This is a genomic window from Acetobacter oeni (assembly GCF_011516825.1).
Lineage (GTDB): Bacteria > Pseudomonadota > Alphaproteobacteria > Acetobacterales > Acetobacteraceae > Acetobacter > Acetobacter oeni.
In genome coordinates this window covers 1-11,906 of sequence record NZ_WOTA01000054.1, presented here as the reverse complement: position 1 = coordinate 11,906, position 11,906 = coordinate 1, and the positions used below count along the sequence as shown (strand labels likewise).

Below are 11,906 nucleotides of genomic sequence, written 5' to 3'. Positions count from 1 at the left end.
GACGCCCACAGCTCCAGCGTCTCTTCAACAGACGCACCGCCACTCATCATATCCTGAATCATGGTTACCCACAGATTCAGAACTCAACACAAAATGCAACTGTAGTGCTAGTGGAGCCTTGGTAACTGTTCTCGCTTACGCGGGATCATTCGCTGCATATACGTATATTGAACCACTGTTGATTGAAAGGGCGTCGATCAGTATCGGTGCGGTGAGCGGGTTTATGCTTGGCTACGGTGTTGCCGCCGCTGTCGGAAATGTCGCGGGCGGCCGGATGACTGACGGTCTTGGTATAGCGAAGGCAAACATGTTGATTACGTCCGGAATCTCTGTCGTTGTTCTGGGAATATTTTGGTTTTGCGATTCTCCAACACTTATGTTTGGCCTTGTGGCTGCCTTGGGATTTCTGAGCTACGCGGCGGTTCCGGCGCTCCAGGCTAGACTTCTGAATCTCGCCGAGAGGTTCGTTCCGCATGCCCACGGCGTAGCTGCAGGCTTAAATATCGCCGGATTCAATTCTGGCATTGCCCTTGGTTCGGTTATCGGGGGTGTCACAATTCGGTGGTTCGGCATTTCGTATGTCGGACTAGTTGCGTTTGTTATTTCGGGGTTCGCATTTCTATTTCTGGCTTTTCAAGAAAGAGGAAAATTATAAAAACAAATAATATATCCTCCAATTTATTGTTTGTTCTCATGCGAATCTAGACTCAGGACCTGTTAATTCATTGAATTGAGCAGCGCTTTGTGATTCACAGGCTTACCGATGGAGGGTGGGCTGGTGAGTGAGTTATTTTTATTGTCCGAGCGCCAGATGGAGAGGGTTAAGCCGTTTTCCCCTCTGGCGCATGGTGTACCACGGGTGGACGATCGCCGTGTTCTGAGCGGGATTGTTTATGTCATTCGCAACGGGCATCAGTGGAAAGATGCGCCGAAAGCCTGTGGTCCTCACAAGACACTCTACAACCGGTTTATCCGCTGGAGCCGCCTGGGCGTTTTCGACCGGATTTTCAGTGCTCTGAGTGAGAAAGCTGGTCGGTCGAAACGTCTGATGATCGATGCCACACACCTCAAAGCACACCGGACAGCGGCCTCGCTGCTTAAAAAGGGGCTTTTCCCCGCCATATCGGACGCACAAAAGGCGGCTTGAATTCGAAGCTTCATGCTGTGTGCGATGGCACAGGTCGTCCTGTCCGGCTCCATCTGACCGCAGGACAGGTCAGTGATTTCAAGGGAGCCGAGGTTCTGCTGGCAGATATCCCGAATGAAACAGAAGAAGTCATCGGAGACCGGGGCTATGACAGTCATAAGATCAGACAGTCGCTTGCAGAACGAAACATCACCGCCTGCATTTCACCGAAGAAGAACAGAAAATCAAAGCCGCCTTACAACTGGCACCTGTATAAAAAAGCGCCATCTGATCGAAAACATGTTCGCAAAGCTGAAAGACTGGCGACGGGTCGCAACACGATATGACCGCTGCGCTCATACATTCATGTCAGCAATCCATATCGCCGCAAGTTTTATCTTCTACCTCAAGGAATGAGGCCTGAGCCTAAATCAAAATTCGTTTATCAGAACTTATTTATACATATCTCGACTTTATTCCCCAGCTCGAAGAAAAAAGATCTCGAACTTCTTTAACAACTGAGTATATTATTCTATCGGCACTCTCATTGTCATGAGCGCGGAGAAGCCCGGCTCCACATAATAGGTCGGTGAACTGCCGGCGATGGTGCCCCCGAAGACGCCTGTCGTGGATTTGGCATTGTCACTATAGCCGTAAACGCCGGTTCTCTGCGTGGAATTGCTTATGTTGTTCAGATTGACCTGGATGGAGGGACGGTTGAATACCACCAGTTTGGGCAACCGGTATCCAATGATCACACTGTCAGTTACGTAACCCGGCATCTTCTCGTCATTCATCAGCGTCGAATACTGCGAACTGATATATTTCAGGTTCAAGCTGCCAAAGAATGTGCCGTCGTCATAGGACAGACCCAGACCCGCCTGATAATGCGGGCTCGCAATCTGCGTTTTTCCGGCCGTATGCAGGTAATCGGTTTGCCCGGCGCTGTTGACGGTCTGAAGGTTGTTGTCCTGCCGGGCATCAAGATACGCAAAAGTGACATAAGGCGTGAACCGCCCCCAGAGCGGCGTCGTGCCAACCTGCACGTCAACACCCCGGCTGGTCTGCCCTCCCGCATTGAATTCACGCTGAACCTGAACGCCTTCCTGATACGTGTTGAGGGTCAGGAGACGATTCGTCAGGTTCATATTGTAGAACGACACGGAGGCAATCAGCCTGTCTCCGTTATAGCGGTATCCAATCTCTTCCTTGATGGCATACTGTGACTTCGGAGAATTCGCACCCGTCGTCATCGCCCCGCTGCTGACGCTGTACTGCTCGGCGGTCGATCCCATGAAAGGCTGCCGGTAATCACCTTCAGCATTCATGTAGATCTGATTTGACCGGTCGAAATTATACCGTGCCCCCAAGGACGGAAGCGGAATATTCTCGCTGATTCCCGAGTGAGGTGTCGAGCCGGGAACGTAATTGTCCACACCGCGCGTGACCATCACGTCCTTGAAGCCGGCATTAATTACCAGCCGGTCTTTCAGAAGACACAACGTATCCATAATGTAAGGCGCGTTGATCTGATAGTGCAGGAAGTAGTTATCATAATAATATAACTTTCCGTTTGCCAGCCGGTAATAATTATAGGAGTGGCTGAGATCAGCAGGATCTCCCGTCTCCTGATTAACGAAGCCAACCGGATCTTTCTCGCGCAGGTTATAATTCTCATACCAGTAACCGGCGGTCAGCGTGTTGTGCCCATGGGTCCAGGCCAGTTTCGAGTTGATGCCGCCAATATAGGTCGGTCCGCCAAACCCTGTGGACACAAGATATTGCTGCCCGTTCTGAGCAACCCCGCCGGAACCCTGCGCAAGATTGACGTCGACCCTCTGGTTGCCAAGATAGGTCTGCCCCTGGGTCAGGGTCGTCCCGCCCGGTCCCCAGCCGAAACCATACCAGAAATAGGGAGTGGTATCCCATATCAGATGTGGTGTCAGAACGACATGCGCCGGCGCGAGAACTGTGCCGCTATAAAAAAGCGATGTCTGATTCAGCTTGTAATAGGAACCGTCATGGATTCCGCTATAAGTGGCGTCCGGGTTCACCCACCGCGTCTTTTGCCACTCCGACTGAGTCGGATAGTAATAATAGCCATTTTTATTATTGTTGAAGACCGACTCCAGAGCGATCGTGCTTCCATTATTGAACGATTTCAGAAGCTTAAAATCAACATGCTGTTTTTTGGCGATACCCGGCCCGCGCCAGAAATCCGTGGATGCGTTCGAATAGGACACAAAGGCCCGGACGCCGGAATGTCCGATCTCACCGCTGTCGAGCCGGATAAAGCCGCGATACGTGTTGAAGGTACCATACGTGAAATCAACCTGCGCCCGTGCTTTCTCTGCAGGGTCCTTCATCTTTGTATAGATCACGCCCCCGGTTGCGGACGTGACAGGATCATCCGTGGAACTGGAACCGGGCGTAATGGAAACCCTATCCATGTTTTCGCTGTCAAGCATTTCAGCCTGAAATTTGCCAGCACCCGGTGAAAGGGTGGGAGCGCCATCCAGAACCCAGCCCATATCGTCAACAGTCAGGCCACGCACCATGATGCCGTTGCTCATAATCCCGGTCGGATCCTGAGACATTGAGTTAACACTTGGCATCATCGCCAGAAGCCCGACGACATTCGACGTCGGATTCTGCTTCGCGATGTAATCAGCACTGACAGACTGGACGGCGCGGGTATCATCCCGTCTCTGAATCATGCCACCTCCTGACGAGATGCGCAGATGGGTGCTGGCAACCCTGATTTCCTCCGCTTTTGTCGCTTCGACAGAACTGATTTTCTGTTTCGGCATAATCGCCGGCTTTGGCGTGGCGGGAACCGGATTTGCCGGAGTCAGAGCTTTAGCCGGATGGTGCCGGCGCGTTGCGCCTTCTGCTTTTTGCAGACCAGGCAGACTGATCAGCGAAATGACCAGTGTCGAGGTGGCGAGCAGCGCGCTCTTGTGACTCATGGGATTCCTCCGTGGAACGTGCGCGTCATGAACAGGACTGGATGTTTTTGGATCGTGTAAGGCTGTCTGCGAGTCGGGTTACTCTGAGACAGAACTGATAAACCGGTTTATCTCTTAAGACGCCACTGGATATTCGTCAATATATTTCGATATCGTTATTAAGTGTAAGGAGGGGGTTTTCAGAAAGTGCGGCTCCTCCTGGCTCGGTCAGATTAAGAAAATGTCTTTATATTTTCAGAATTCTGAAAAGAATTGATCAGGCCGTGGCATCCGGGTTCGTCATAAAAAATGTTATTGCGTCACCGTAGAGAGCTGTCGCCGTCATGAGTGAATCCACAGCACAATATTCATCGGTCTGATGCGCGACATCTGGCTCGCCCGGCCCTATGATAACCGCAGGCGCATCACTGAACGCCGGTGACAGCACAGCGGCATCAGTGAAATACGGCACGGTCACAATCCCTCTGTCGGCAATACCGTGCTGAGTCGCCAGTTTCATGATCGCCTGCACGAAAGAGTTCGTCGAAGGTGCCAGAACAGGCGGAATATTGAGCAGCGTCCGCATGGTGAGTGCTTCGCAAAGACATGCACCGATCATGTGTCCGATCGCGTTATGCGTCTTCAGGCTCGCGGTCCGGGTATCGATCGTAAAAATGGCCTTATCCGGGACGGAGTTGATGTTCAGACCACCCTGAAATGTCCCTATATTGACGGTCGTTTTACCAAGGATGGGATCATCCTTACCCAGATCGGCTGAACGGATGCGTGTAATGGTCTCCGTCGCGTGATAAATCGCGTTGCTTCCGAACTCAGGCATCGCAGCATGCGCCGTGCGCCCTTCCGCCGTACACTCGAACCACACAACCCCCTTATGACCGAGAACCGGGTAATTTCGCGTGGATTCACCGATCAGAAAACCATGAAAACGGCAGCTTTTCAAAAGAGGGTCAGAGACAAGGGCACTCGCACCCTCGCATCCGGTTTCTTCACCACCCGTCAGAATGACGGTGACATCAGGACAGTGTCCGGTTGCAGCGTGGTGCCGCACGCAGGCGGCAATGAAGGCGGCAATCCCGCCTTTCATGTCCGAACTGCCCCGGCCATAAACCCGTCCATTAGCGATTTCGCCTGAAAACGGCGGATAAGTCCATGGACTGGAGCCTAGCGGAACGGTATCAAGATGACCGGAAAATCCGAGATTATTGCCCGGTCCTTTCCCTGGAGGAGCGGCGATCAGATTGACGCGCCGTTCCCCGAAACTGCGGAGCGTGACATCAAACCCGATCGTCCTCAGGATTCCGGCGCAGAGTTCTGCGCAGACTTCCTCATCCCCAGGGGGGTTCACGCTGGGAATCCGGATGAGATCCTGAAGGACTAAGACAGGATCAGTATATTTTCCGGCCATCAGGATCAGCCCCGCGTTGTCAGCCAGTCGAGGCAGTTGAGCCAGAACGTTTTATAACCGGACCAGGCAAGGTAATCGTCCGGCATCCAGTGGGCAGACATGTCACTGGTCCAGACGAGAGAGCGGCTGTTGCCCATGTCGCGCACGGCGATGAGGGGATGCTCCTCGTCGCCGACAGTGGCGACCAGCACCGCATCCGGGTGCAGGACGACTTCATTGTAACCAAGCAGGGACGGCCACACCTCCGGAAGCCCGGACACCACGGGATGACCGGACCGGAGAACCCTGACGTCGCTGCCTTCAGGTGTTTCCTGACGGTCATCGTAGGGCAGGCAGGTCACAGGCAGAAGTTTTTCAACCGGCGTGTTGCGGTAACGGGCCTGTCCGTTCACTCCCTGGAAGCTGAGATAGCCACCAACCATCATGAGTGCCCCGCCGTTCCCGACGTAGTCCGCGATGACTTTCAGACGGTTCGGAAAGCGCTTGCTGTACAACCATGTGTCGGGATGGATCAGCAGTGTGTTGGCGCCTATATCGGAGAGGATGATGGCGGCATAGTCTGCGAGATCTTCCGCCCTGGCCGGAAACTTACTCTGGGCAATCTCCGATGGCATGTGTGTGACCTCGTAGGCCGTTTCACTCATCGCTTTGAGGAAATTCACAGCACCGTTATGAGCCGTTGTAGTAAAAAACTGGTCAAATCCCTTGGCGTGACTGGCGGAACTGATCCAGGATTCGCCAGCAAGGAGGATTTTCTTTTTTTCTGACATGAGATGTCTTCCATTCTCAGGGTTATTTTCCACCACACATCGCCCGTCGGGGATTGGTGACGAGCAGTTGCTCGATATCGCGTTCCTGTAACCCGTAACGCTTCAGACGAGGCACGAAGTGCCGCAGGATGTACCCATAGCCATGGCCACCGTAGCGGGTGAGCATGCTTTTCAGGAACACATCGTGAGAAACGAGGACTTTCTGTCCATAGCCCCGTTCAAACAGGTGTGTGATAGCTGTAGCATTTTCGTCATCGGACGGGCACTGAGCGTCTTCTTCGGGATAATAATACGCCATGGAAATCATGTCGTATTCCAGCCACGCGCCGCGGTCGGCGAGACTGTGCTGATAGTCCGGATCTGAAAAACTGGGGTTCATGTGACAAAGGATCACATGGTCGAGGTTCGTTCCCTCCTCCTCCGCGATGTCGAGCACGGTATGCGCCACCCGCATCCAGGCGGGAAGATGGACGGAAAGCGGAACAGTCGTCTCAGCCGAGGCTATGGCTGCGGCGCGAAGAACTTTCTCCTCATCTTTTGTCATGACGGAGGAGATGCCTATTTCGCCGATGATGCCTGCCAGAACTGCGGGTTTGTCATTCGCACCGCCAACGTCACGGATGATCCGTCTGGCCAGGCTGTCCACTGTTTCAGGCTGTACATACGCCGGGTGCGATGGCTGGAGATAGTATCCGGCCCCCATGATGATGTTCAGGCCGGTTTTTTCTGAGATCTCACGCAGGGCTTCCGGGTCGCGGCCAATCCCCACATTGGTGGGATCGACAACAGTGCGGCCACCCAGATCATAAAATTTCTTCAGTTCCCCGATGGCAAGCCCGGTATCATCGAGCATGCAGTTATCGCGATTGCCAAGTGGATTCATCGCGATTTCACCAAGCATGTCCATGGCCAGCGGCCGCATGGCCCAGGGACGATGGCAGGCGCAGGCAGGCGCGGTCCATTTCTTAGAGGCGTCGAGCAGGATATGCTCATGCATCAGGGTAGTACCCATCTCGTCCGGCGTGATGGGGCCGGTGACAGTCATGGCTCGTCCACTGGCAACGCCGATGGCACCTGACAGACATATTTCAGATACCATGGCTGCTTTTCCTGATGCCGAAGAAGTCGCGCCCTTTAAGACTCATATTGATCCAGATCGCCCCGATGGTGATGAGACCAGTGAAGATCTGGGTCAGAAACGGCGAGACATGGGCAAGAATGAGGCCGTTCTTCAGGCAGGCGAGGGTCAGGATGCCAAGTGCAGAGCCGATGACCGAGCCGTAACCGCCTGTGAGGCTGGTTCCGCCCAGAACAACAGCAGCAATTACATCGAGTTCGAAGCCAACACCGATATTGGAAGAAGCGCTTCCAAGTCGGCCCGTCATGAGGATTCCTGAAAGCGCGGCAGCCAGACCGCTCAGAGCGTAAACCACCAGACACACACGCCGGACGTTGACCCCGGTTCGCCGCACGCCTTCCTCGTTGGAGCCGATCCCGGTAACGTAGCGCCCGAAGCGCGTGCGGTGGAGCGTGACGCTGCCAGCGACAACACAAAGTAGCAGGATGATGGCGGGGACAGGAACCGGTCCCAGCCAGCCGCGTCCGGGCCATTCGAGTAACGAAGCTCCCTCCGGCAGCGGCAGGGAGTATCCCTGGGCTGTCAGGAGGGAAAGCCCGCGAAACACGGACATGCTGGCAAGGGTGACAATAAACGGCGCCATGCCCACGCGCGTGACCAGCAGTCCATTCGCGGTTCCGGCGGCGGTTCCGGCAAGAAGAGCACCACCGAGAGCAAACACCGGCGGAACGTGCCAGAATGTCGCCAGTCCGGCCATGGTGATGCCGCTGAACGCAGCCACGGCCCCGACAGACAGGTCGATGCCGCCCGTGGTGATGACCAGGGTCATCGACGTGGCGGAGATAAAGGCCGCGGCGTTCTGACGCAGAATGGTCAGAAAATTCGTCAGCGAGAAGAAAGACGGCGCACAGAACGAGAATGTCAGCACGCAGACCAGTAGCAGACAAAGCACGCTGGCGAGACCAGGCTGCTTCTCAAACTGCAATGCCAGTCTGTGAAACAGCCTGATCTCGCGGCGATGTGTCGGTTTGTGGGACATGGTCAGATGCTCAGTGTGCGGACCGGGCATGGAAACGCTCTCCCACGATGAGATCGACAAGTTCGCCGATTGTGGTGTCACCGATCCGCCGTTCAGCCGCAACAACGCCGTCGCGGATGACCGCGATGCGATCGCAGACGTGGAACAAGTCCTGAAGCCGGTGGGTGATGAGGATAATTGTAACGCCCTGATCGCGAAGCTTCGTGATCAGGCTGAGCACAGCTTCGACTTCCATAACTGCGAGCGCGGCGGTGGGCTCGTCGAGGATGAGCACGCGCGGACTGAAAGCTGCCGCCCGTGCAATCGCAATCGCCTGCCGCTGACCGCCGGAAAGCCCGTCAACGCGGGCATACGTGTCACGAATGACAACGCCCAGCCCCTGGAGCATTTCTCTGGCCCGGGTATGCATTGTCTTCGTGTCCAGAAGGGGAAGTCCGAAGACATGGCGTATCGGCTCGCGCCCCATGAAGAGGTTGCCCGCAACATCGATCGACCCGCACAGGGACAGATCCTGATAGACCATGTGAACACCCGCCTCCTGAGCATCGCGTGGAGAAGAGAAGTGGCGGCTCTGCCCGTCGATCATGATTTCGCCGCTGCCGGGCGTGAGTGCGCCGGACAGGATCTTGGTGAGGGTGGATTTACCCGCTCCATTATCCCCAAGCAGACCGAGAACCTCACCACGTGCAAGGCTCAGGTTGACGCCCCGCAGCGCCTGGACGGCCCCGAAGCGCCGGGTAATGCCGCGCATCTCGACGGCGGGACTACGACTGGCAGAATCGGAATGATCCCGATCGGCACTACGAGAGGCATTGTGCGGAATGGTCATGGTTATGCCTTGCCGGATACTGAAAAGGTCTGAGGCGTGAAAATGGACGCGGGCACCGTGATGTCATGTGGCTGCGGTGTTTTACGCAGCCAGTCACGGGCGGCGCTCACAGCCGCCTCGCCCATGCGGACAGTATCCTGCACCGCCGTGGCAAGAACAGTCCCGTTTTTCAGGGCTTTTTCGATTTCCGGTGACATATCCCACCCTGCAAGATGAACCGGTTTTCGTGGCGGACTCGTTTGCAGAGCAGAAAGCACACCGATCATGGCGGGCTCGCCGGTGGCGTAGATAAGATCGACATCCGGAACGGCGGCGAGCAGATCCTCAGCTGCGGTCTGCGCGGTATCAAGAATATTCTGTCCGTCGACGAAACCGCTGACATGCATGAGCGGAGCCCGCATTTTCATAGCGGAAAGAAACCCATCATAACGCAGGGTCTGAATATAGGAACTGGCAGCTCCGACAACGCCGACGTTCACACGACGCCCCCCCCCGGCGACCGGATTACGAAGCAACGCGTCCAGAAGGGCCGCCGAAGTCCTGGCATTGTCAACGCCGATCTGGGAGACCGTCTTTCCGGCGACGATTGCATCGATGGCAATGACCGGAACGCCAAAACGTGCGGCGGTGTCGATTGCATCCCGGACACCGTAGACGTCGATGGCGCAGAGCAGAATGGCGCTCACCTTCTGTTCTGCATAGTTTTCAATGGCGTCCGACTGAGCGACCGGGCTGTTATCAGCATCGAAAACAGACAGAGAAAAACCGAGACGACTGGACTGATTTCGAACACCTCTTGTAATTTCATTGAAATATCGAGACGATTCAGTCACCTGGACAAGCGCGATGCGAACGCCATCCGTCTGCGCTGCATAACCACGCACGGATGGAAGGCACAGGGTCAGCGTGCCGCAGATCAGTTTTCGTCGGTGCATTTTCAGCATGGCGGCTGGTCCGGGTTTCCCTGGGCGGTTGCATGGGGTCCGGCTACTTTGTAAACCGGTTTATCTGATGAAACCTGATGGGGGTTCTGTTGTCAACCCGAAATGGAAAGCCTGGACGTTGTGCGAGGCAGGATTGGTCACTAAAAGAGGACGGCGGCGCTGCATGCGCCGGCCCTGAAAGTCAGATGTAGGTGATGAAGAAAAAAGGGCCTACCATTCAGGATGTTGCGAACCGGGCCGGCCTCTCGAAGGCAGCCGTGTCGCGCTATCTGAACAAGTCGATCAATCTTCCCGAAGAGACGGGACGCAAGATCGATGAGGCAGTGAAGGCGCTCGGCTATCGTCGCAATTCGATCGCCCGTCGTCTGAGCAAGGGGGGCAGTGAGACGATCGGCCTCGTGGTGCCTGAAATTTCAAACCCGTTTTTCTCTGAGATGGCGGAAGCGGTGGAGCAGACCGCCTCGGAGCGCGGTTATAATCTGATACTCGGCATCAGCCGCAATCACCCCGACAAAGAGATCGGATTTCTTCGCTGGATCGACGATTCCATCGTCGACGGTCTGCTGTTTGTGACAAATCGTCCGGGTAACCGTCGATTGCAGCTCGATATTCGTCGTTACCGTTCCGTAGTTCTGCTCGATGAAGATATTCCAGGTACGGTGCAGGACAAGGTGTTTTGCCAGAACGTGGAAGGAGCGCGCGACGCCGTACGCTACCTGATCCGGACTGGCCACCGCCGGATTTTCCATGTGACGGGACCGGTCTCCCTGATGAGCGTGAAGGAACGGCTTGACGGCTTTCGCCTCGCACATGAAGAGGCGGGACTGCCGTGCTCGGACAATCATATCTTTCACCATGATTATTCGCAGCAGTTCGGTCGGGACGTAGTGCGGGACATTCTGTCACGTCCGGCGCTCCCCGACGCCGTTTTCGCAGCCAGTGACTACATCGCGATCGGAATGCTGGAAGAACTGAAACGTAATGGCGTGCGCGTTCCTGACGACATGTCGATTGTCGGATTTGATGACACCACTCTGGCCGGGCTGGTCACACCGAAACTGACGACGATCAGGCAGAGTGCGGCGGAGATGGGACGGATCGGGGCCACCCGACTGCTTGATGCTCTGGCGCAGCCTGGGGTGCTGCGGGGTGTGACGCGGATTGCGGCGTCTCTTGTGGTGCGGGATTCTGTGCTCGACCGGCGTGAGTGAAGATTGCTTTTCCAATGGCTTTGTCCGGGCATATCGTCAATTAAGTGCGATAGTGGTGGATACGAGTTGCGCTGCTGCGGGAAAGTCGATTTCAGCGCGTCGTAACCAGCGGCGCTGTCTCTGAACTGTCTGAGCCTGTTAAAGAAGTGTTCGACGTGGTTTCATTTCCGACAAAGAGAAAAATCCGTTTCCCGGGATCAGACGTTGTTTATGTTTTAACAGTCTGTCGGATTGGGCATTGATCTGAGTAATGACGACGACGCTAACACGGCTCATGCGACCTGGAGGCGTGCCATTCTCCCGCAGTTGTAAGCGAGGCCGCGCAGGCGGAAACGCCTGAACCCCATGATGCTTTTGATGATGCCAAAAACCGGCTCGATGGTCTGTTTTCGTAATTTGTAAAGGTCTCCGGCTTTTGTTCTTTCTAGCACTACAGTTGCATTTTGTGTTGAGTTCTGAATCTGTGGGTAACCATGATTCAGGATATGATGAGTGGCGGTGCGTCTGTTGAAGAGACGCTGGAGCTGTGGGCGTC

At 55.2% G+C, this 11,906-nt stretch carries 10 protein-coding genes and 1 pseudogene; 3 read left to right on the top strand and 8 right to left on the bottom strand.

All coding sequences use genetic code 11. The features are described 5' to 3' along the window. Positions 1-118: 118 nt before the first annotated feature. A complete protein-coding gene (locus tag GOB90_RS17975; RefSeq protein ID WP_408740446.1) occupies positions 119-655 on the top strand; it encodes an MFS transporter in 537 nt (178 codons plus the stop codon). A gap of 123 nt (positions 656-778) precedes the next feature. Beyond that, a pseudogene (locus GOB90_RS17970) lies at positions 779-1,543 on the top strand (IS5 family transposase). Between the two features lie 110 nt (positions 1,544-1,653). Here GOB90_RS17970 and GOB90_RS17965 read toward each other — a convergent pair. The 7 genes from GOB90_RS17965 to GOB90_RS17935 form a co-directional block, all read right to left on the bottom strand. Beyond that, complete coding sequence (locus GOB90_RS17965; protein WP_146892809.1) at positions 1,654-4,095, bottom strand: TonB-dependent receptor; 2,442 nt, start codon at positions 4,093-4,095, stop codon at positions 1,654-1,656. A gap of 256 nt (positions 4,096-4,351) precedes the next feature. After that, on the bottom strand, positions 4,352-5,440 hold the full coding sequence (locus tag GOB90_RS17960; RefSeq protein WP_198912647.1) for a M20 family metallopeptidase: 1,089 nt from the start codon (positions 5,438-5,440) through the stop codon (positions 4,352-4,354). A gap of 65 nt (positions 5,441-5,505) precedes the next feature. Further along, positions 5,506-6,270 carry a glutamine amidotransferase gene (locus tag GOB90_RS17955; protein ID WP_146892805.1) on the bottom strand — a complete coding sequence of 255 codons (765 nt, stop codon included), beginning with the start codon at positions 6,268-6,270 and terminating at the stop codon, positions 5,506-5,508. A 22-nt stretch (positions 6,271-6,292) separates the two neighbouring features. Further along, on the bottom strand, positions 6,293-7,369 hold the full coding sequence (locus tag GOB90_RS17950) for a phosphotriesterase family protein (RefSeq protein WP_198912646.1): 1,077 nt from the start codon (positions 7,367-7,369) through the stop codon (positions 6,293-6,295). Next, positions 7,359-8,417 carry an ABC transporter permease gene (locus GOB90_RS17945; protein WP_146892803.1) on the bottom strand — a complete coding sequence of 353 codons (1,059 nt, stop codon included), beginning with the start codon at positions 8,415-8,417 and terminating at the stop codon, positions 7,359-7,361. The genes GOB90_RS17950 and GOB90_RS17945 overlap by 11 nt, the downstream gene beginning before the upstream one ends. After that, positions 8,398-9,216 (bottom strand): ATP-binding cassette domain-containing protein, encoded by an 819-nt coding sequence (locus GOB90_RS17940; protein WP_198912645.1) that lies wholly within the window; start codon positions 9,214-9,216, stop codon positions 8,398-8,400. Before GOB90_RS17940 ends, GOB90_RS17945 begins: the two co-directional genes overlap by 20 nt. A 2-nt stretch (positions 9,217-9,218) precedes the next feature. After that, positions 9,219-10,160 carry a substrate-binding domain-containing protein gene (locus GOB90_RS17935; protein WP_146892801.1) on the bottom strand — a complete coding sequence of 314 codons (942 nt, stop codon included), beginning with the start codon at positions 10,158-10,160 and terminating at the stop codon, positions 9,219-9,221. Positions 10,161-10,354: 194 nt separating this feature from the next. Here GOB90_RS17935 and GOB90_RS17930 point away from each other — a divergent pair, with 194 nt between their 5' ends. Next, positions 10,355-11,371: a LacI family DNA-binding transcriptional regulator gene (locus tag GOB90_RS17930; RefSeq protein WP_146892799.1), complete on the top strand. Its 1,017-nt coding sequence runs from the start codon at positions 10,355-10,357 to the stop codon at positions 11,369-11,371. Positions 11,372-11,643: 272 nt separating this feature from the next. On the opposite strand, the gene GOB90_RS19405 is transcribed toward GOB90_RS17930, so the two are convergent. Next, the coding region (locus tag GOB90_RS19405; protein ID WP_242012154.1) for a transposase at positions 11,644-11,906 on the bottom strand (263 nt) is incomplete at its 5' end.